Origin of the sequence: Ornithinibacillus californiensis, assembly GCF_001038485.1 — a bacterium.
GTDB lineage: Bacteria > Bacillota > Bacilli > Bacillales > Amphibacillaceae > Ornithinibacillus > Ornithinibacillus californiensis.
On record NZ_LDUE01000007.1, the window covers coordinates 43,763 to 66,801 of the forward strand.

The 23,039-nt window shown below is 35.9% G+C and carries 16 protein-coding genes, 1 tRNA gene and 2 pseudogenes; 8 read left to right on the forward strand and 11 right to left on the reverse strand.

Annotated elements, in window-relative coordinates; translation table 11 throughout:
- Positions 1-31 precede the first annotated feature (31 nt).
- Positions 32-2,011, forward strand: a complete 1,980-nt coding sequence (locus tag TE34_RS01510; RefSeq protein WP_047983063.1) for an acetoacetate--CoA ligase — start codon at positions 32-34, stop codon at positions 2,009-2,011.
- Positions 2,012-2,252: 241 nt separating this feature from the next.
- Here the strand turns inward: TE34_RS01510 and TE34_RS01515 are convergent, their stop codons facing one another.
- The 4 genes from TE34_RS01515 to TE34_RS01530 all read right to left on the reverse strand — a co-directional run bounded on the left by TE34_RS01515 (position 2,253) and on the right by TE34_RS01530 (position 5,661).
- The gene (locus TE34_RS01515; protein ID WP_047983064.1) at positions 2,253-3,338 is read right to left on the reverse strand and encodes a DUF4097 family beta strand repeat-containing protein; all 1,086 of its coding nucleotides are present in this window, start codon (positions 3,336-3,338) and stop codon (positions 2,253-2,255) included.
- 103 nt (positions 3,339-3,441) lie between these two features.
- Complete coding sequence (locus tag TE34_RS01520; RefSeq protein WP_047983065.1) at positions 3,442-3,837, reverse strand: thiol-disulfide oxidoreductase DCC family protein; 396 nt, start codon at positions 3,835-3,837, stop codon at positions 3,442-3,444.
- Between the two features lie 61 nt (positions 3,838-3,898).
- A complete protein-coding gene (panF, locus tag TE34_RS01525) occupies positions 3,899-5,386 on the reverse strand; it encodes a sodium/pantothenate symporter (RefSeq protein ID WP_047983066.1) in 1,488 nt (495 codons plus the stop codon).
- Entirely contained in the window at positions 5,383-5,661 is a 279-nt protein-coding gene (locus TE34_RS01530; RefSeq protein WP_047983067.1) for a YhdT family protein, read from the reverse strand. The genes panF and TE34_RS01530 overlap by 4 nt, the downstream gene beginning before the upstream one ends.
- A gap of 199 nt (positions 5,662-5,860) precedes the next feature.
- On the opposite strand from TE34_RS01530, the gene TE34_RS01535 reads away from it, so the two are divergent.
- Both TE34_RS01535 and TE34_RS01540 read left to right on the forward strand, forming a co-directional pair.
- A complete protein-coding gene (locus tag TE34_RS01535; protein WP_047983068.1) occupies positions 5,861-6,400 on the forward strand; it encodes an RNA polymerase sigma factor in 540 nt (179 codons plus the stop codon).
- The gene (locus TE34_RS01540) at positions 6,369-8,435 is read left to right on the forward strand and encodes an ankyrin repeat domain-containing protein (protein ID WP_047983069.1); all 2,067 of its coding nucleotides are present in this window, start codon (positions 6,369-6,371) and stop codon (positions 8,433-8,435) included. The genes TE34_RS01535 and TE34_RS01540 overlap by 32 nt, the downstream gene beginning before the upstream one ends.
- Before the next feature lie 93 nt (positions 8,436-8,528).
- Here TE34_RS01540 and TE34_RS01545 read toward each other — a convergent pair whose 3' ends face one another.
- Positions 8,529-12,227, reverse strand: coding sequence for a 5'-nucleotidase C-terminal domain-containing protein (locus tag TE34_RS01545; protein WP_047983070.1), 3,699 nt, complete (start codon positions 12,225-12,227; stop codon positions 8,529-8,531).
- Positions 12,228-12,463: 236 nt separating this feature from the next.
- The gene (nagZ, locus tag TE34_RS01550) at positions 12,464-14,152 is read right to left on the reverse strand and encodes a beta-N-acetylhexosaminidase (protein WP_047983071.1); all 1,689 of its coding nucleotides are present in this window, start codon (positions 14,150-14,152) and stop codon (positions 12,464-12,466) included.
- A gap of 142 nt (positions 14,153-14,294) precedes the next feature.
- Here nagZ and TE34_RS01555 point away from each other — a divergent pair.
- The 5 genes and pseudogenes from TE34_RS01555 to TE34_RS01580 all read left to right on the forward strand — a co-directional run.
- A tRNA-Ala gene (locus TE34_RS01555) sits at positions 14,295-14,367 on the forward strand.
- 304 nt (positions 14,368-14,671) lie between these two features.
- Positions 14,672-14,998, forward strand: coding sequence for a DUF771 domain-containing protein (locus TE34_RS01560; RefSeq protein WP_047983072.1), 327 nt, complete (start codon positions 14,672-14,674; stop codon positions 14,996-14,998).
- A 765-nt stretch (positions 14,999-15,763) separates the two neighbouring features.
- Entirely contained in the window at positions 15,764-16,822 is a 1,059-nt protein-coding gene (locus TE34_RS01565) for a hypothetical protein (protein ID WP_047983073.1), read from the forward strand.
- 269 nt (positions 16,823-17,091) lie between these two features.
- Entirely contained in the window at positions 17,092-17,490 is a 399-nt protein-coding gene (locus TE34_RS01570) for a hypothetical protein (protein WP_047983074.1), read from the forward strand.
- A gap of 840 nt (positions 17,491-18,330) precedes the next feature.
- Positions 18,331-18,573, forward strand: a pseudogene (locus TE34_RS01580) (AAA family ATPase); the annotation flags it as partial.
- A gap of 214 nt (positions 18,574-18,787) precedes the next feature.
- On the opposite strand, the pseudogene TE34_RS21675 reads toward TE34_RS01580, so the two are convergent.
- The 5 genes and pseudogenes from TE34_RS21675 to TE34_RS01600 form a co-directional block, all read right to left on the reverse strand.
- A pseudogene (locus tag TE34_RS21675) lies at positions 18,788-19,174 on the reverse strand (HNH endonuclease).
- Positions 19,175-19,243: 69 nt separating this feature from the next.
- Positions 19,244-20,116, reverse strand: coding sequence for a hypothetical protein (locus tag TE34_RS01590; RefSeq protein WP_047983077.1), 873 nt, complete (start codon positions 20,114-20,116; stop codon positions 19,244-19,246).
- 524 nt (positions 20,117-20,640) lie between these two features.
- The gene (locus TE34_RS21180) at positions 20,641-20,799 is read right to left on the reverse strand and encodes a hypothetical protein (protein WP_169749082.1); all 159 of its coding nucleotides are present in this window, start codon (positions 20,797-20,799) and stop codon (positions 20,641-20,643) included.
- Between the two features lie 239 nt (positions 20,800-21,038).
- Positions 21,039-21,587, reverse strand: coding sequence for a hypothetical protein (locus TE34_RS01595; RefSeq protein WP_157037557.1), 549 nt, complete (start codon positions 21,585-21,587; stop codon positions 21,039-21,041).
- 671 nt (positions 21,588-22,258) lie between these two features.
- Positions 22,259-23,039 (reverse strand): IS256 family transposase (locus tag TE34_RS01600; RefSeq protein ID WP_047983079.1); only part of this gene is annotated, 781 nt, incomplete at its 5' end.

Here is a 23,039-nt window from a genome sequence, read left to right on the forward strand (position 1 = left end):
AATTAGGTATGAATAGCGGGGGAGGAATTACATGAAACAAATTCAAGAAGGCGAACTACTTTGGACGCCAGATAATGACCGAATCGAACAGGCAAATATTAGTACATATATGCAATGGTTAAAAGATAATAAAGGATTATCTTTAGAAGACTATTCCTCACTTTGGGAATGGTCTGTTGATGATGTGGAAGCATTTTGGGAATCGATTTGGGAATACTTCGAGATTCAATCCACTGGGGATTATCATAACGTGCTCTCCTCGTATCAAATGCCTGGCGCTAGGTGGTTTGAAGGGACAAAAGTCAATTACACAGAGCATATTTTCAAGAATTATAAAAAGGATAAAACAGCAATTATCCATACATCTGAAGTTCGGACAAAGAATAATGAGGTTACTTGGGAAAAGCTTTATCAAGATACGGCTGCACTTCAACAAACCTTAAAAGACCTCGGTGTCCAAAAAGGCGACCGAGTAGTTGCCTATATCCCCAATATTTACGAATCGTTAGTAGCTCTATTTGCTACAGCTAGTCTTGGTGCAATATGGTCTAGCGCTTCCCCTGATTTCGGAAAACAAAGCGTAATAGACCGGTTTAAGCAGATTGAACCTAAGGTCATGATAACGGTGGACGGATATCGATACGGTGGAAAAGAATTTGACCGAATGGAAGTAGTAAAGGAAATCCAAGCAGAGTTAACAACGCTAGAAGCTACCATTGCAATTCCCTATCTAAATCCAGATGAAGAATTTACTGGCATAAAGGCTGTACATCTATGGGAAGATGCAGTAATCAATAAGAATCAGGAACTAACTTATGAACGTGTTGATTTTAATGACCCCTTATGGATTCTTTTCTCATCAGGAACAACGGGTAAACCGAAGCCAATTGTCCATAGCCAAGGTGGAATTCTATTAGAACACCTGAAAGCATTAACCTTCCACACGGATTTACATGAGGATGATCGTTTCTTTTGGTTTACTACAACAGGTTGGATGATGTGGAATTATTTAGTCAGCGGATTACTTACGGGAAGTACCATCATCTTGTATGATGGCAATCCTGCATATCCTGATAAAAAGATGCTATGGAAGTTTGTTGAAGAGACTAAGATGACCATTTTCGGTACATCAGCAAGCTATATTACAGCGTGTATGAAGGATGACTTTTCTCCTGGAAAGGAATTTGATCTAAGTCATTTGAAATCCATTAGCTCAACAGGGTCTCCACTACCTCCCGAGGGTTTTAGATGGTGCTATGACCATGTGAAGGCAGACCTATCCATTGCTTCTATTAGTGGTGGCACAGATGTATGCACCGCATTCATCCTAGGAGTACCAATACTGCCTGTCTATGCAGGTGAACTTCAATGTAGAGGACTTGGTGCAAAGATTGAAAGCTTTAATGAGCACAGCGAACCTGTGATGGATGAGGTAGGAGAATTAGTTCTAACGAAGCCGTTCCCTGCTATGCCAATTTACTTTTGGAATGATGAAGATGGCAGTCGAATGCATGATAGTTACTTCGATATGTATCCAGGGATATGGCGTCACGGTGATTATATTAAAATTACGGAGCGAGGTACCTGTGTGATTTACGGCCGATCGGATGCGACAATTAACCGTGGTGGAATTCGGATCGGAACAAGTGAAATCTATCGTGCTGTGGATCAAGTTAAAGAAATTGCTGATAGTTTAATAGTGGATATCCCTTTAGAAAATGGAGATTCCTTTGTTCCACTGTTTGTAATTATGAATGAGGGTCAGGAGCTAAACGAAGACATCATTCGTGCAGTCAAACAGCAGATAAGAACACAATGTTCACCAAGACATGTACCAACAGAAATCATTCCGGTTCAGGAATTACCGAAAACTTTAAATGGTAAAAAACTGGAGATACCGGTGAAAAAGATACTGATGGGGCAACCGATTGAAAAAGTAGCAAACAAAGGCTCGTTAAGTAATCCAGAGTCTCTTTATTATTTTGAACAACTTGCTAAAGCGAAACTTTAATAATCTACTAGGGAATGAACTTAGGAACGATGGTCAGTGCATATACCCCGCTCCGGAAATATACTTCGCTTTCCGCGGGCGGCTGGTGAGCCTCCTCGTGCTAACGCACTGCGGGGTCTCACCGATGCCTTTCCTCCCGCAGGAGTCTACGTATATTTCCGGAGCTGATATGGACTCATCGTTCCTCTCTATGATTAAATGATTTAGTTTTATCCAAACCTCGTTCTCTTTTTATATCAAATTATAAGGTATTCCCTTTCCCCTGTTTAATGAGTGATGACTTTGCTGTGTAAAGGACTGCTCTTCCTGATCCGGTGCGGAGGCGTATTAAATGGTCGCCGTTACCTGTCTTTCCTATCAAATGATGCTTTTCACGTTTCTCTAGGCTCATTGGGAGATTGGTGATTACATCTCCTGAACCAGTCTTTATATCATAGGAAGTATTAAGCTCAAATTCCTGAAATTCCACATGAATATTGCCACTTCCCGTTTTTAAATCCAAGTTCGCGTTCTCAGATACAGAAATGTTTATATTCCCAGAATTTGCGTTGCCCTTAACCGATCCTCGAAAATCTCTTATATTAATTTTTCCCGATCCGACCGATGTATTGGTTGTCTCTACCCAGAAATTTTCGGCAGCAATACCACCTGAATTCGCTCGTACTAAGGCTTCTTTCATGTAGACTTCTTTTAGTGTTATTTTACCAGAACCAGCTTTTACATCTAGTTCTTCTCCTTTAACACCTGATATTAGCATCACACCTGAGCCAACCTGCCCCTTAATATCTCCATAAGATGAGAACACTTCTGCTTTCCCAGAGTTTGCTAAAAAGGATAGTTTTTCTGCTTTTATTTCATTCAAATATAGTCTGCCCGATGTTGTATTTGCAGTCAGATGTCCAGCAGTAATGTTGGATAACTTAATGACTCCAGAGGTTGCTTTTGCCCAAAGTCTTCCAGTCACAATACTGTCCGCGGTTATTTTCCCAGATGTCGCTGAAATATCCCACGTATCCGCGATATCTACCGGAAGCGATAAATTCAACTGACACTTCGGTAAGTTACCCCAAACAAAGGTCACACCTTTTTCTTCTTTGTTCGCCATAATTTTTAAGGTTTCATCCGTTTGGTCGACTTCTAACTTAGGTCCGCCTTCATAGGACTCAAATGTAATATCAACCCTAGGTAACGAGTGTGTCTTAATTGTTACTTCAGCAATATCAGCTGAGATAATTAGATCTTTCACCTTCTGAATACTTAATGACTCTTCTTGATAAGTTTTCCTCCTCGAAGTGCCAAACAACCTATTCAGTAAACCAGTCCCCATACTTACATCCCCCTGCATTTTAATAACTTAATTCTAGTTTACAAGATTTCAGCCAGCTAACAACATACCTATGAAGTATTTCCCCTCCGTCTTAGGTCTGAGATTACGTATCGAGAAATCGATTTCTTTGCTCAGGCGTAGGAAGCATACAGGAATCTCTTTTCCCAAACCACTTATACCGATTCCTCGCAATCCATTTGTATACGACATCTCTAAGGGGTTTTGGTATAACAATAAAAATGTAACAAAGCTTCCACAGTCCTTTTAACCCTTTACATACTTTAAGTACGGCAGTTGATTTATCAAATACGTTGTTCCCTTCTAAGTATATAAAGCTATCCAAATCCTCAGGAATTTCATTTTCCTTCTTAAGTCTTTCTCCAGTTGTACTTTGAAGTGAAGCAAACTTATAAAGCCCATTTGGATCTCTTTTAATAATAAATTGGACACTAGAATTACAGAAATTACATACGCCATCAAATAAGATAATTCTCTCCATAATAGACACCTCACTACGATACATATAGGAAAAGCGCTCTTTTGCTAAGAGCGCTGATTGCTTAGTAAGTTGGTTTTAATTCATTAGGAATTTTTCCTTTAGTTAACAGACTCACGATAATATAAGCAAAGAATGATACGACAACCGGCATCACTACTGCATGCATACCAAATGGCTTAAAGACCGTTTGGAACATATCCGTAAATGCTGGCAATAACTTTGGTAAAAGGTCAGATAACGTATATAACCCTACCCCTATAATGATAGATGCAATAGCACCATATTTGTTCCCGGTCTTCCAATAGAGACCTAAAACTACCGGCCATATAAATGCCGCTTCCAGTCCACCAAATGCAAATAGATTTAGCCAAATAATTAAATCTGGCGGATCCAATGCCATAATAAATACAATAATTCCTAGAATTGCTGTGATAGCCATACTCATCCTCTTTACAGTCTGTTGCTTAGCATCCGGACGAATATAGTTCATATAGACATCCTTAATGACTGTAGAGCTGACTAAGATTAATAATGAATCAACTGTCGACATAATTGCTGCCATTGGCGCCGCAAGAACGATACCAGCTAACCAGGCAGGCATTGTTTCCAGTGCAATTAATGGCATTACTTTATCTCCCACATCGATTCCAGGGATGATTGGTCTTGCAAATACACCAATTAAATGCATGTTTAACATAATAAATCCGACAACAATCGTTCCTATGATTAAAGCACGATGCATAGACTTGGCACTCTTATAAGACATGGCGCGTACTGCTATTTGCGGCAATGCAACAACCCCTACACCAACTAAAATCCAGAAAGAAGATACATATGCAGGTGTTAAATTACCCTCAGCACCAAATGGCGTTATAAGATTAGGATTTTCAGCAGCTAAATCTGCAATTATATTTGAAATACCACCACCAGCGATAACTGTGGCAATGAGTAGGATTAACGTACCGACGAACATGAAGCTACCCTGAATCGCATCTGTTAATGCAACCGCGCGGAATCCTCCGATGGTTACATATACTAGAACTGATACAGCAAATATAAATAATGCCGTTGTATAAGACATTCCCGTTAACGATTCTATTAATCTGGCTCCACCAATCCACTGTGCTGCCATGGCAGAGAATAAAAACACAATAATGCTTATCGCAGATAGGATAACTACTACTGATGATTTATATCGTTCTTTTAAGAAATCTACCATCGTAATCGCCTTATATTTACGGGTTACAATAGCAAACTTCTTCCCTAAAATCATTAAGACAAAATATCCAGTAACAACTTGTGACATCGCAAGAAGTACCCATCCTAACCCTTGCGTATAAGCCGTTCCAGGTCCTCCAATAAAACTACTCGCACTTCCATATGTAGCAGTCATGGTCATCGCTAAAACAAACCCACCAAGGCTCCGTTCACCCAAAAAGTACTCTTGCATGAAGGATTTAGAGGATTGCACATACTTACTAGCATATAGACCTACCAAAAAGATAACGACTAGAAAAATAAATAACGGAATAATTGCAACTAAGTTCATAACTGTTCCTCCCCTTCATCATCTTCAAAGGGAATCTCGACGAAGAATGCCTTTACTACAATTATCACTAAAACTACCATGACAATAAATCCAAGGACACAGCTATAAAAGAACCAATCTGGCAAGCCAAAAATATAGCTATACTCCTCTGGATCCTTACTTCCTAAACCATATGCAAAAGCATACCACCAAATAAAGTTAAAGATTGCTAAACCTATCCCAATTAATGCCTCTCGATTAGCGATTTTATTCCAGTTCTGTTTATTATCTTGCAATGTAGTCCCCCCCCTTTAACTATATACACTAAAACTACTTCTACTATATAGTATAAGTATACAAAAAAAATAGACTAAAAAGCGTTTACATACGTTAGAATCATTATAACACAGCGCCCATTTATTAAAAAAATAAGATAAAATGCAATTTATTTTTATTTTGTACGTCTAATTATATGAAACCAGGAGGTGATGTATTGTGTCGCATAATGAAATAATATCAGATTGGTTTGAACGCTATGGAAATGATATCTACCACTTTTTAATATACCGAATTGGCCCTAGTGATGCGGAAGACTTACTGCAGGAAGTCTTTATTAAAGCATTAAAAGGGTTTAATGGATTTAAAGAGACTTCAACACCAAAGACTTGGCTATTTAGTATTGCGCGCAATTTAGCCATTGATGAATCAAGAAAGAAAAAGTCCAAAAAGTATGCTGATACTGTTCCACTAGACCCAGCGAATGAACCTAAAACAGATACTTCTCCTGAAACAATCCTGGACTTAAATGAAAACACAAAAGCAATATATGAATGCATTCAACAATTAAAACCAAATTATCAAGATGTGATCATCTTAAGAGGTATAAAAGAACTTTCTGTACAGGAAACTGCCAACATATTGAAATGGAGTGAGAGTAAAGTAAAGTCGACACATCATCGGGCAAAAACTGCATTACAAGAAGAGTTAAGGAGGTGTTTCTCTTATGAAGAGACTGAATCTAGAGTCGCTAGATGAGAGCTTACGATTGATGCCAAAGCCTAACTTGTCCAAAGAAAAAGAGACACAGATCAAGAGAACCATCTTAAACACAAGAACACCAAAAACTAGTCCAAAGAAAAAGTTTAATTATAAAGCAATAACTGCATCCATAGGGGCTTTAGCCGCAGCGCTACTATTTGCAGTATTAGTGTATGGGAATCTAGGTCAAGAACAACCACAACCTACCCAGCTCACCTTTTCCAGTTTTGTAGATGAAGATATAACTAAAATTAGCGGGGAAATGAATGAAGATACTTATGTATCTGATGACCGAACCATCATTAATCTATTCTATGAAACAATCGGTGAGATGCAATTTACCGAAACAGAAGCAACAAATATACAATATAGAGAAGTAATCGAAGTTTATCAGGAAAATGGCAATTCACTAGAAACCTTCCATTTTACTGATTCCAATGTCGTTATGATTGATGGAAATAAATATGAAATCGAAGCTTCAAAATGGCATGACTTCAAAGAGATTTTCTTTACGGAAGAGTATTTAGTAGTAGAGGATGTCGAAGAAGAACCAGTAGAGGAACCAGAGGAGCCGGAGAATGTCCAAGAATCACTGGATAACGAGCTCGCTAAAGCACCAAGCGAAAGAAATTGGGAAACTGTCCTCCACTATATCCAGGAAGGTGCCAATCCTGATAGAGCACTACTTATCGCAGCAAAAGAAAACCTAGACACAATCGTTCCACAGTTATTAAAAGCCGGAGCAAACCCAAACACAACCAACGGTGATAAGGATACACCACTTACTTTGACAACTAGTACTGAAGTAGCCTCTGTATTAGTAAATAGTGGTGCAGACTTAGAACATCGAAACGCACGTGACCATAACGCATTAGTAAAAGCAGTGTATGGACACCAAACGGAAATTTTGAAGCTATTACTCGAGGCCGGGGCCGATCCGAATACAACGGTGACACCAAACAGTGAGGTCAGTGTCTTATGGATGGCAGGGAAATATAATAATCAGCCAATAGGCGACTTACTCATTCAACATGGAGCAGAACTGGTTGAAGGGTATGAGTTAGAATCTTGGCTGGTCAGCCAGATCCCTAACCTATCAGAGATGCTCGGAGTAAAGAATAGTTTAAGGTGGGGTGCCTCTATTGGCAGATTACCAGGCCTTGAAGCAGTTCAAATGCCAGCAGATCCTAGTACCTTCCCTGGACAATTCGGAGAACCATTTGAGTCATTCTCGGTAGAGGGCGGTACTGCAGATGTATACGGGGACCATATCTTTATCAAACCTGATGGTCAAGACCTCTACACAGCTTATCGTTACGAGCTAAATCCTGGAGATAACGTAACGGTTGCTGATATAGAAAGTTCATTAGGAGAGCCTAGCTCCAATCATATGAGTGAAGATAAACGATTCATTTCATATAATCTTGGAAAATATGAAATTCGGTTTGCCTATGATGGGACTGTTACCTATCCAAAAGCGGAGACAGATATTGAATATCTCGAACTTATCTACAAGCAACCTGGAGTAGCAGAGCGTGCAAAGGATGTATTCAACTTACTAGCAGAAAACAATATGAGTGAACTGGCTAGTCTTGTCCATCCTGAAAAAGGATTACTATTTGCACCATTTTTACAATTAACGTGGAATCCAATGACAGAAGAAACTGAACCGGTAACGTTTGAAGCAGAAGCTATCCCAGAATTATTACAAGACCAAACCGTATATCATTGGGGTTATGGTGGCGGAAGTGGATTACCAATTGAAATGACACCACAAGAGTACTTCAATGACTATGTGTACACACAACAAGAACCCGATGCTGTCTATGTTAATCAACAAAACTTAACAGCACCTGAGTTTTTCACTGAAAATATTAGAGGGATGTTCCCAGATGCCCACATGGTACAGTACGCTTTCCATGAAACAGTACCTGGTGAGGATCTAAGTTGGGTACATGTAACACTAATATTTGAACCTTATAACAATGAATGGAAACTAGTTGGAATTCTGCATAATGCATGGACACCATGATTATTAAGGGAAGGGTAGCTACAATGCTACCCTTTCTTGCTTTTTAGAAATAAAATAGGGTACCCCCTATCGAAAGGAGATACCCTATTTCTATTAATCTTCTAAACTTACCTTCAAAACTTTATCCTTCACATCTGCCATAACAAATGTCTTCGAAGTAGTACCATTGGTTACAACAAGTGTTATGTCTTTAGCTTTTAGAATATCCACTTGTTTTTTATTCAATAGTAGTTTTCTAGGTTTCTTTTCGTTGTATATGTTCATTACGACATGTGCACCTTGCTCAAGCACTTCTAAATCCTTCGTATGAACGGTTGCCGTTCCATTGTTTTTCTTAACAGGAACTTCTACTAATTCAGGTTCTTCTGGTTCTTCACCTGGAACCTCATCAGTTGTAGCAATTCTTCCATCAGCATCGTAGACAATTGGATTATCTTCTGAACTGTTTAAGCTACGAACAAATTCCACTGCCGCATCCACGTCTACTGGTCCCATCACAGGGTTTTTACCTAAATCGTTAATCGGGCCATCGGATGTACCCATATAGTTATTTACTGTTAGAGTGTAAACAGCATCCATATCGATTGGAGAACCATCGGCTAATGTAATATCTACTACTTCCTGTAATTCCGGATTGAATGTATAACGGAAGCCAGAAATACTATAGTCAGCTCCATACCCAGATAACTGTTCATTTAGGATAGGGTAAAGATCTGCACCAGTAATCTCAACTGTCATTAATGTATTACCGAATGGCAGGATATTGTATAGCTCACCCCAAGTAATCGGACCAGCTAATAACTCATCACGGATTCCACCACCGTTTTGCATAGCAAAGTCACTATCCATCGTCCATTTCATTCCATCTGCAATTAAATTACCTAACCCGTGGTCCCCATCATTTGCATAGCTACCAGTTAAGTCTTGAGCGTTATATCCCACGACTTCATTAATGATTGGAGCAATAGCTTCCGCAAAATAATTTAATGTTTCTGCTACCACTGTGTCTGGTTTGTAATCACTTTGTTTTACAAATACAATCTCTGCTTCTTTTGCAACGATATCACCAGTTGTACGATCAATTTTAATATCAACATCGGCAAAAGCTTTACCATATTCATTCGCTTGAACAATTAGCTTATTATCAACTACAGCATTATTTACTGCATGGTTATGTGCTGCGAAAATAATATCCACTTCATCATTTACCGTATTTGCTAAATCAGCAGCAGCACCTGTTGCACTTGCACCAGATTGATAGGCAGGCATATGTGCTAGTACGACGATTGCTTTAACACCTTGTGCCGTAAGTTCTGCAACTGCTTGATCAACAGCTTCAGCCTCATCTGTAAAAGCAATTCCTTCTAGAGAGGAAGGCATTACCATATTAACGGTTTCTACAGTATTCACACCGATAAAACCAATCTCTTCCCCATCCACTTCAGCAATATAGTATGGATCTAAGAATGTTTCACCTGTATCTTCATAAACACAGTTCGCACAAAGCACTGGGAAGTTCATGCCATCATAGCCTTCTGTTCCCTTACCTTCTGGATGTTCTCCACCGTTTACCATACGAAGAAGTTCGTCTAAACCTTCATCAAACTCATGGTTACCGACTGTACCAACATCAAAACCAATTTCCTCCATGATTTCAACTGTTGGCTCATCTTGTAAAAGCCCAGAAACTGGTGAACTTCCACCAATCATATCACCTGCATGAACAATTAATGTGTTTGGATTTTCTGCTTCACGTTCCTTTATTGCAGTAGCAGTGTAATCCATACGTCCATGCATATCATCTACATCATCACCATCAGGGTCAATCATGTATTCCTGGTCAATCTTTCCATGAAGATCATTCATGCTTAATAGCTGTACTTCTAGAATGTTAGGGTCTTCGTTTCCTTCACCATCGGCTGGCCTAAATCCATAAGATTCAGCTTCTTCTGGACTACTGAAGAAGATTCGTTTATCAACTGGAACATCTGCCCAATCTTCTGGAGCGACATATTCCATTGTGTCGGAGTTACCAACATAACGTAATAAACCTTTTTGGTCATCAAATGCACGGAAAACAAATGGTAACTCAAGTAATGGGTTTTCAGGATTCCAGATTCCAAGTCCAGCAGCCTTTGCTTCTCTTACAGCTTCTTGATACGCTGGATATGCCTCTTCATCAATTGGCGCAAGGAAGTACGTTGAAGCATAGCCTTGTGCAACCATTTCTAAATTAATATTAAGATTATCTTCTTTGCGAATAACCTCAGCCAAAATACGACCATAGTCATCTGTTGGTTCTTCACCAATTTTCAGGAGAATTTCATCACCCGGTTGTAATAATTCACTAATGTAATCCTTAGCTAAATTACCGTAATACTGTTGGTTTGCATTGATTTCAGCACGTTCTGGATCCTTATTATGGGCATCATAAGTCTCCGCAGTATCCATGTTTAAGAAACGCACTCTCGTTTCACCAAAGACTGGTGATGAAATACGAATCGTATCCCCATCTGTAATACTCGCAACCGTAGTTTCATAATACCCCTTTGCAGACGGTGGATCTGGTTGTTCAGCAGCTAGCTGGATATCCGCTTGCTCCGTTGGAATTAATTGATAGTCATTATATTGGCTTACTATCGCTGTAATGTCATACCATTTATCTGATTCTACTTGTGTAATGTCTAATGCATTTTGCATTACTCGTAGAGTCGTTCCATTAAACTCATCATCTACTATCGATACATTATATCCCCCACCAGCTGGGCTTCCAGGGATATTGCTAATAAAGGCATTAACTTGAACTAATTCGCCTTCATAAGCTTCTGCTACTGCAGGATTATTTAAGTCCTCTAGAGTAATCGTTTGTACTTCAGGTAAAGCCTGATCTTGTGCCAACACTTCAATAGAAGTTGGTACAATCTCTTTTAAACCATTATAAGAAGCAAGTTCTCCAACCACTTTAACTTTGTCACCCTTTGTTAAAGCAGGTAGATCACCTTGTTCAAAAGCAAATAGGTTGATTCCAGCAGAATCATCTTGAATATATGTTGTGAACTGTCCAGGGTTACTAATAGCAGCACTATCTGCTAATACAACACCTTCCACAGTTACCACTGTACCATCCGCTAAATTACGAACATCATTAATAGGAGTAACATCACCTGGTTCACCGGGTTCTCCTGGATCTCCTGGATCTCCTGGATTAACTCCATCCATCTCGTGATATCCTAAGTATGTAAAATTATCTTTCCCTTGGTCTGTAAATTCTGATGCATTATAAGTAGAGGTAGGTGCAGTAATGGATGCATTTCTTACTAGGGTTACATCCTTCGCATAATCACTATCTACTCCTATAGTACCGAGTACATCTAGTAAACTATCATTTTTCTTTAGTGCAACTGCATCATCACCATTAAAATTAATCACAGAATTATTCGTGATATCAGCTACATCTAGAATTGCTGTACTTGCACTTGCATGAGCTAATACTAAAACATCACCATGTTCTAATGTACCCGTTAAGTCTAACGATTGACTTGGAGATAGCGCACCATTACTATACAACTCTAGTGTGTAGGTTGATAAATCAACCGTCTCTCCAGTCCCATTAAAGATCTCTAATGCCTTATTATACGATCCACCCTCAATATATTCTGAGATAAATAGATCATCGGCAAGAGTCCCTTCGTCACTAGGTGTAGATTCCGCGAATACCATAGGTGTATTCATGAAAACTAGTGAAAAAATAAGAAATAGGTTGAACAACTTCTTAATCGATGCTTTTTTCATTTTTACCCTCCACATTCCATAGATTCGTATAACAGAATTGCATCTTACATTTCATTAATACCACAATAAATTGACTGATTCTATTAACTTTTTGTAAAGAAACGAATAATCAGTACTTAGTCCCTATAATATTAGTTAAAACAGTGATATATACCCAGGCTAATTACTTCGGACTTTAGACTTAAATAAGCAATATATTTTAAATTGCACAAAAATAGACTGTTCATTAGAACAGCCTATTGTAACACGTCTTCAATTCGGTCATTTATCGCCTGTAAATCCTGATATTCTACTTGTTCATGATGAATCTCATACTTATCCTTTAAATCTAGTATTCTCTGAACACTTTCATCAATACGATCCTCACTAATTTCACCAGATTCAACTGCTGACTTAATCGCTTCGAATGACTCTACGATTTCTTCATAATGCTCACTAATGAGAATAATATCATTACCCGCCTTCACAGACTGAACAGCCGCTTCACCTGCTTCATAATGATTCTCAATCGCATCCATCATCATATCATCCGTAACAATAACTCCCTCAAAACCTAACTCTTTCCTTAGTAAATCCGTAATAATCGGTTTCGACATCGAGGAAGGATACTCGGAATCTAACTGCGAAAACAGAATATGTGCAACCATTACCACTTCTGCTCCCGCATCTATTGCTTTGATAAATGGGACCAATTCAATCTCGTGAAGCTCATGTAAACTTTTATCAATACGAGGTAATTCCAGGTGAGAGTCTACTGACGTATCACCATGCCCTGGAAAGTGTTTAATCACTGGGATAATATTTTCATCCTCCATCCCCTTCATTGTTTGGATACCAAGCTTACTAACTAGGTTAGGATCATCTCCAAATGCTCGGTCACCAATAACAGGATTGTCAGGATTGCTATTCACATCAATCACAGGTGAATAGTTTACATTCATACCAAATGCCTTTAGCTCTTGTGCTAAAATATTACCAATTCGATATGAAAGCTCTGGGTCATTTCTTAACCCTATATCTTTATTCGTAGGAAGCTCCTCTAATCCAGGTAGTCTTCTTACTCGCCCGCCTTCTTGGTCCACCGATAAAAATAATGGAACTTTATTTACAGCGTTAATTCGTTTTAGGCCATTTATAAAGTGCAAGGATTGACTGTAGCTCGTTAAATTATCACTGAAAAAAATAATTCCTCCAACCTTGTAGTCTTCAATTAGGTTAATAGTTTCGGGTGTGGGTGTTGTCCCTTCAATCCCAGCCATAATCATTTGACCAATTTTTTCATCTAGGGTCATTGTTTCTAGTAAGCTCGGTTCTTTCTCTGCTAACTTAGTAGGGTCAGTATAAACTGAGATATGATGAACCATTGGATTCGGATCGGCATCCGTAGGTCTTGGCAATATCCACTTTAACTGATACACGTCATTTACCTGATAAACCAAGATTATTTGGTCTACGGAATCATCTTTAAAATATCGTTGTTCATCCGCCTCACCCATGAATTTCGTAATGTCTTCAAAGTGTATTCTAGTTATATTATCAGCAGAGGAACGGACATCAAATACGATATTTTCTCTATATCCAAACGTTACGTCAGCATAATCGATATAAACACCATCACCTGCAGTAATGGAGTTATCCGGTTCACCCCATTGACCTATAATCTCATCAAGTGATGATTCACCAGCAATAACAGAAATAGCTGGTACCTTACCCTCTTTTGCCTGTTGGAAGATATCTTTAATTAATACATTGGATTCACTAGGTTGTCTGATTATCGTCTTTTCAAACGGAAATCTTTCCAATTCATAGGCATCCTTTGCTGAAAAGGTCATTTGTGTACCGACCATATTTTTACCAATCAATATAGCTGCAATGATAATGAGAAGGACAGATGTTATGCCAATTAATATAAATATTTTTTTCAACCCAAAATCACTCCTTCTCCAGTTTTTTACCATATCTATTTGACGAAATTAGTTGGTAAACTGTTTCACCAACTACTATACTAGTATTCTTATTATATTGATATATGAGATTAAAATGAGTATAATAAGCTTAGTAAATTAAGGGGCATTAGCTCAGCTGGGAGAGCGCTACACTGGCAGTGTAGAGGTCAGCGGTTCGAGCCCGCTATGCTCCATTGATAAAGATAGGACTCAAACCCTTATTTTATTGGGGTTGAGTCCTTTTTATTTTTGTAACAGTTTTATTAACTTTTGAGTAATACAGTCGTTTTGGGGCGAAACTGGGGCGAAATTAAATATTATATAATTGATTTTTTTAGCATTGAGATTAATTATGCTCAAAGTACTAATGTTAAAATAGTTACAATCCTTGTTACACTTTTATATAGACTGTAAAAATAATAAAGAAAATGTTTAAAAGAGTTTGAGCTATTAAGGGAAAAACATCTTAGTTAACTAATTCTTAAGGTGGGGTAAAGTGTGCAAAAAATAAAAGCCGAAGTTGTAATTACAATACCAGACGACATGGTGCTCATAACAAAAGTTGAGTATAAGCAAATGAAACAAAATGAATTGGCTGGTGTTTATTGGAGTATGAAAGATCTTGAGACTCGTATAAATAAGAAACAAGAGTGGATTAAAGAAAATATCCTTTATCCTCAAAGGTTCAAAAAAATACTTGATGTTAATAATGGCGGGTTTGTTTACTATCCTGAGTCCAAAGGTAAGACTTGGGCATTTCAGGCAACGAAGATGGTAAATTTCCTTGAAGGAAATTTCCAAAATATATTTGCTGATTTGCCCTAGAAAGTAAAATTAAGCATTTAAACTTATACCGGTGATCGGGGTCGAACTAGGTCTGTAACTGTTGATTTACTAAGGTCTTACTAATGCAATGTGTATAATATGTGTATAATTTTTAAATATACAACAATAAAAACAGACAAGTTTTCCTTCACCTGTCTGTTTTTATTTTAATAACTCTTATTACAAATTTTATTCCACTATAAAATTCCTCATCGATCAATTTAGTTCAATTATTTTACAGATAAATAATAAACTTATAATTAAAAATATCTTAGAGCCTTTACCTCTTTGTAAGAGAGTCTATTTATACGATAATATCAAATACCTGTAAATCCTTCTGAATCAAGGAATTGTAGATATTTTATTTACTATAAATACTACAGTATACCTTTTATTCAAGTTAGTCATCATATTAATCCTACACAGAGAAAATTACTTATCTACAACAGATCCTTTATTTATGTATACTAATCTATTCCTTTCCAGGAAAGTTGTTCATTAAAAACACCAAATACTGGCTTGCACTGCATGCAACTTGGGAAATATTTCAAAAAGAAGGAAAAGTAAAAAAATTGTAGAATATCTAAATCATCTTCATTTTTTTTGCAAATTAAGTAAAAATTTGTAGAAGAAATTGTCAGGAGGTGAGATTATAGGTAGATCAATGTAAAGAAGGGGGAGCTATTTTAATTTACATGTAATCGCTGAGTAGAATTTTTAGGCCAAATTAAAATTATATTAATTAAAAGAAACGGGGATATAGACATGATACGAAAAATTTCAATGATATGTTTAATTTTGCTACTTGTTTTTCCAGTAATAGCAAATGCATCAAATAATAATAACGGCTATAAAAATGAGAATAACAGAGGTCTAGAAATTCAAAATAAAAATAGTAAAGCACAAGAAATGCAAAACAAAAACGAGCAAGAAAGAATTGAAAAAATCAACAAACTTATAGCAATGCTTACAGAACATAGAGCAAACAAAGAATTAGAAAAAGTAAAATCCTCAAGTGAACTTAGTGTATTTTCTAAGAATTCAGGTGATGATTTTGAAGAAGAAATTGAAGTTGAGCTTTCTAAACTTGGTGTCTCCAAACTCAATGATACTGAATTAAATGCATTAAAACAAAACACCCAACCATCAGGTGAAGAAGCCATTGCACCAATGGCATATATTCCTCCTGATACAAGTACAGTAGATTGGAGAAGTTATAGAACTACATACAACTATAATGGAACAAGCTATGAAATACAACAAGTAATTGCCACAGGTAAAAACGGAAATTCAAATCTAGCTGATGGTAGAAATGGTGCAGTATTATATACTAACAAGCAAATTGCTATTAATGGCCTAAAATATATTGGGAGTTTGGTTGCGCAAAGAGCAATAGGAGCAGTCCCAGTTGTAAGTTGGTTACCTTATGAATTTTTATTTACTGAAAACCAAAATGTTACAAACAATAGTCACTTAGTAACATATAGAAGTATGAATACCGTAGCTTTCTCATACGTTAAAAAGTCTGGTCATAGTGATAGTAATCAAGAATTATCATTAGTATCAAATTATGTTACAGTGGCTTCAAGTCATACCTTAGCTGGTTACAGAAGTGGAACACCTTATTCCAAAACAACTGACAGGAGTAATACAACTTACGGACCAAACTATGCGAGTACTTATACTGCAGTAAAATCCTTTATTGATCCATACGGTGGTGCAGTCACATCATTTGTTAATGGATATAAATTCTATAATCATAATAATACTGCTAGTATTTCTGAATCTGTCCTTAATCCAGAGTTCCCAATACAAGTTTATTAATTATCATACTTTTTAGTTATATTTAGGGAGTTAACTTGATTTAACAAGTTAACTCCCTAGTATATAGTCAAGACTTTGAGTAAGGTCCTAAATATTTAATAAGTAAAGGTGGGATATAAATTTGGTTGTATCCCCTTATGTTTTTCAATAGTTTATTAAATAAAAAATATAACCTTGTAAAGTTAATTCTAAAATAGAGTATAATATAGGGTAACAAGAAATTATAGAAGTGCAAACAAATAATATTAAAACGGATTTGGAGTGTAGTTGTGAAAAAGTTACTATGGACTTTATTTTTATCATTAATATTACTATCAGCCTGCGAAGATGATAAGGCTTGGGAACCATATAGTCCTTTAAATACTTCTTCCTTAATGGCACTATATGCAGGACAAGACAATTATGAACAGTTTAGAACATTAATAAAAGAAGGATATGATGAAGAAAATATGAAGAGGATGTATCAAATTGTAAAGCAAGCTTATAGTGATAATAAAACAATAGATACTTTCTCTATAGTTTCCTTTGAAAATGGTAAAACGGTACTTGTACATTTAACACCTCAAGTTTCAGAAGATGAGGAATTTTTAATTCAAGATATTATAGAAATTCCACCTGAAATGACTAAGTATATTAATGATCAGTTACTTGAAAAGTATAAAGAGTAGAGGTGACACTTCACATGACTTGTCAGTGAAAAATCATTCGTGTATTTTAACTAGGAACCGAACATAGATTGAATTTTTATTGGTATATTGATAGATTACAATTGAAACACCCTTTCATATGGTACTTTTAGAAAGTCAACCCTTTCTGAAGGATTCCAGTTTCTCTCAAGGCTGGAACTCAATTACAACTAAACGAAAAAAACCGAATTACTATTTAGTAATTCGGGTTTTTTCGTTTCCTTACTACTATTAAATTATTCCTTGACATTATATTCTGTATATTAATATTAATATACAGAATATTCATATATATTGGAAGGTGGCCCTTTTTTGACTTCTTTAAAAAGAACTCGCAGCAATTCATGTGGCTTCTATGATTCATTTACAAATGAATGCGGAATTTACAGTAACGTTGATTTACATTCACCAAGAACTACATATATTTGTCCTGATTTTATAGATAGTTCCCATTTTGATGGAGATGAATTAGAAAATAGTCATTACATAATTCCTAGTCCATCTAGTTATCAGGGGCAAGTTAGGATTCAAAGTTCATCTTATCCTATAGAACCTGATATTGAACCTATGAGATCTGATGCAATTTGGTATGTATCACCCGACCATTCATTTGGATGCTGGATTATAAACAAATATAAGAAAAGATTCTACATGGCGTCTAGTAAGCATACTCATTCAAAAAGAATCATAAAATTTATCCTTCTCCCTACTGTAAACTGGCACATTATTCCAGTCCCTCTTCTCAATTAGAGAATGTGAATTTTCTAGAGGACACCTCTATTCTGGATACTATCTTTTTAAAACGGGAACACCGTAAGGTAAGATCTATTCCGACAGATACAAGATGAGATTGAACGAATGGCTGGAGAACGAAAGGTTACACCAGTATTTATTTTAGATGAAATGCATATGGCAAAAGATGCATTTCTACAAGACTTGGCGATTTTATTTAACTTTCAAATGGATTCATCTAATCCATTCATCTTAATTTTAGCTGGACTGCCGCACTTAAAGACAAGGTTATCCTTAAATCACCATCGTCCATTGGCGCAGCGAATGATTGTTTTTATATAGATTTCGAAAAGAATGTTCAAGGTTTATTTGGGAGGCGATCCTAATTATCGTTAGGTCTATAAAAACAGTATCATCCCCCCTCCCGTTTCACGTCCCCTATAAAAAGGGCCGAATATTTAGAGGGGATCTAATATTACCTACATTCTCACTGTTTTAGTTATTCAGTTCAATTTAAAAAATAATAAATGAAATAGATCATCAATGCTTACCATCTTTCATCATCCCAACGCTTTTTCTTTTTCAGATACTTATCGAATCGATCATGTTCTTTGTTATGGCAGTTCACACAGATAGATTCTAAGTTATCTAAAACCAATGCAAGCTCTGGAAACTTTCTATCTTCTTTGATGTGATGAACTTCTAAACTATTTTTTCTTTTCTTATCCTTTGGTGGGTAGGGATTCCTATGTGTGCTCACCTGGGGATTTCCTAAGGGTGTTACCCCGCCTTGTCGTTAACATTCTTGACATTCATAATTATCACGTTCAAGAGCTTGTTCCCTTTTCCCACCTGGTCCACGCCACTCTTTTGATTGTTAGAACTTAGCTAGTTTATCTTGTGTAATTAATTCTTTAATGCGCTGGAGATTCATGTGATCAACTCCATACAAAAAGACATCTCGATTGAGATGTCTTAACTTCTTGATATATTGATTTTTTTATTAATCATTTAAATTATATTTTATTAGTTCTAAATTAATCCCATCAACGGTACCTCGATGTTCAAAAGAGTATTTAGTTATTCCGATGTAAGGTTCAAAATATAACTTTGAAAAATCCGGTCCAGTTAAATGAACAATTTCATAAACTGGAAATGTTTTTATTTTATTATTTTCTGGTGCACTATATTCATGCATAGAATTTACATACCAGAAATATCTTAAATCATCTCTAATAATATATTCTATTTCTCCAAATCTCTGTCCTACAAATAAAGGTGCTTCTAAGTGCTGATCTCTATAGGTAAAGAAATCATTATAATAGGTACCCGCAAGGGGAAGAGAATCTCGTTCATGGTTTTCTAAATCTATAATTTTTTGAGTTTGCTCTGAATCCAATAAAAATACTTTACTAGCAATAACAAGTATTCCTACCTTACTATCTTTAAGTTTTTGAACTTTTCCTTCCAATTTAGCCTTATCTTTGCTTGTAAGGATAATATCAACTAACAGTGGTCTTGCATTAGTCACATAATTACTCAAAATAAACAACTTTGTATCTTGGTCAAGATCTATTTTCTTTTCAACCTTTACCTCTAACTCTACCGGTATTTTTACAACAGAATCTACTCCTCCAGTTTGATACTCAAACTCACCTGTATATAACCATGTATTACCTACTTTTAATGGAATGTAATCAGTAGTATTCTCAATATCCCATTTCGGTACTTCTTTGTATTCATAATGAACAACCGTTTCCTTAGATATGAAGCCTACATAAATGGAACCCCCCACTGCAATCAAAGCGGTTAAGGTAGAACAAATTATAGATACCAGCTGTAATTTGTTAGAATTAGATTTTCTCTTTTTGCTCACTATATCCCCCCTAACTTTGTAAAATTCGACAAAAGCATCAAAATTCCTGCAAAATAACAGGATATTACATATTACATGTCGAATGCACTAAGAAAGGAGGTTAATATATTGAACATTTCCCTAATTATAGCTATTTATGGCGCAGTTATTTCTTCAATACTAGGCTATTTTAAAATCAAAGAATATCTCCCTAGAATCAAAGTAAACTCAGAATTTGTACTGTCACTCCTGGTATACAGGTTACCGCTTTTAACCATGGAAATAAAAACGTAATATTAAGTGGTGTAGCGTTAATAATCAATAAAGTAAAGCTACAATCTAGTTTTGATAGTATTGAATTGTCACCAGGTCGTAATTATTCTTATACAATTAACTTATTCGAAGATGATTTTAAAATAACTGAGGATATGATAATAGAAGGCTGTTTCTATTACCACCCCCTCTACATTGATGAACTCAACAAAGAATATAGTGGCAAAACAAGAAAATACAATCTAAATAAATTGGAAGTAGAATAATTATTTCTACTTCCTCCTAATCACCCCACCACGGCCACGCCTATAGGTATCTCTATTCACACCCATGATATCGTTCCAATCCACGCGTTCTTTACGTTGCTTTTTATGTCTATGTTTATTTAGCTTCTTACGATGTTCTCTACTAAGATGATCTGCTAGTTTCATAACATCACCTCATTCTATTGAGCCGTCCCCACCAACGACTCCAATATCCCTAGTACTTACCCCAAGAAAAAAACACCTCACTACTGTGAGATGCTTTTAGAATACTAAACCTAAATTTTAGGAGGATTAAGTTTTTAGTTTTTGCTTCTTACAATAATAATCCTTTTAATAGTTTTTGCTCTGCTTTTTATCTGCCATTTGTCTGCCACTTTTAATAAGGTAGTCGTAACCCAAATAAATTAATCTTCGTTGAAATCTTTACTCCATTCATCTTTTCTTCTTGACCTTTTCATTTCATATAAAATAAAATTTAAAACCGTTAGTAACAATACTAATATTAACAATAGGATTGGTACCATTGTAACCATATCTAATTCACGCAATATCTTTATCACTTTCCCTTCTTTATATTGAAGTAGAAATAACAACATACTTGCTATTATAAAGGATGACATTGCTGAATATAATCTTCTTTCCCTATAGAAAACAGGTCTTAAAGTATCATTATTAGATATTTCTTCCTCTAATCTCTCAGTTACTGTTACCGTTTCCTTTTTTATTAATTCATTTTTTACTTTATTTACTTCATTACACATAGACATTTTATCTTTATAACTTAAAAAACTTGATTCTATAATATCTTTAGTAAGATCATCGAAAATATCAAATAAAGAATCCATATCGGTAATTTCAACTTCATACTTCCTTGCTGCGGAATAATAAAGTGACCGAATGATATGTATTTCTGGTAAATTGTTTTCTGGAATTAACATTTTTAATGTTTTCAATACTTCTATATTTGCTTGCCTAACATTAATATAATATTCCTTTTTTACTCTAAATCTTTTTATAGTTTCAGTAATAAAGAAGACAACAATTCCCGTAATTATACTAACAGTCCATGGATTTGTAAAAAATGATAATATGCTTTCAAAATTAACTTCCCCTCTTCGTGTACCATTTTATTTGTTCTTTCTTTAGATTTAACACTTATAAAGTTTTATCCAGCTAATGTACGAAACTAATGATTACTTTAATACCTCATAAATAATTATTATTTTTAGTTACCCATATCTTATGTTTTGGTTAATCCGTAACCTTCTAGTAATCTTAGTATTCTTAATTCTACCATATCTATAAATTTTAGTTACTCATTAGGTTAATATGTGTAATTCAACATAACCTATATAAAGTACCAGATAAAATAATTCTAGAATTATAGTGTCATAACTTAAGAGTATTGATACAATTTAAGTGATATTACAAAACAAGGATATTGAAGGGTGTCGAAACTCTGTATCATAAAGATCAGGTGAAAATGGTATTTAAATTGTTTAGATAGATCTGCAAGCAAAACTATTTGTTAAAATATTAGGCAGGAATTGATTTAAGTTCCCTGACAGTGTAGAGGTCAGCGGTTCGGGGGTTGTCAAATAAAGTGTGTAAGTTCTAATACACACTAGCTATATTTGAGAACCCTATCCTTCAATCGTTCATTCATTAATAGTTGGTTTAAGGCTAGAGACCAGCCTTGAATAAAGCCGCCACCATTCCACTTATTTTCTAATTCTTTCACTCTTAAATACAGTACTTTAAGTAGGGCATTTTCGTTGGGAAATGCTCCTTTTTTCGTTACTTTTCTAAAACTAGAGTGGATACTTTCTACTGCGTTAGTTGTATACATGATTTTACGGACAGCACTACCGTAGTCAAATAATTGTTCTACATGTTCAAAGTTTCTTTCCCAGACATCTATAGCTCCAGGATAGGCAGACCATTGTTGCTTAAAGGATTCAAACGTACTTTGACAGGCCTTTAGACTTTGAGCTCCATAAACCTTCCTTAAAGAAGATGTAAAAGCTCTATAATCCTTATTTGGAACATATTTAATGGAATTACGAATTAAATGGACAATACATCTTTGGACAGTGACATCAGGGAAAATAGAGCGAGCTCCTTCTTCTAATCCAGATACACCATCCATGGAAATAAAGAAGATGTCTTCAACTCCTCTTGCCTTAATTTCATCAAAGATTTGCATCCACTTATGCTTGCTTTCTGTTTCATTTAGCCACAAGCCAAGGATGTCTTTTTTGCCCTCCATTGTATAGCCCAAAATAGTATAAACGGCATACTTTTTAGTTTCGTATTGATTGCGTATGGTTGTATACATACAGTCTACAAAAACAAAAGGATAACATTCATTTAAAGGACGACTTTGCCAGTCTTCTAGTTCAGGC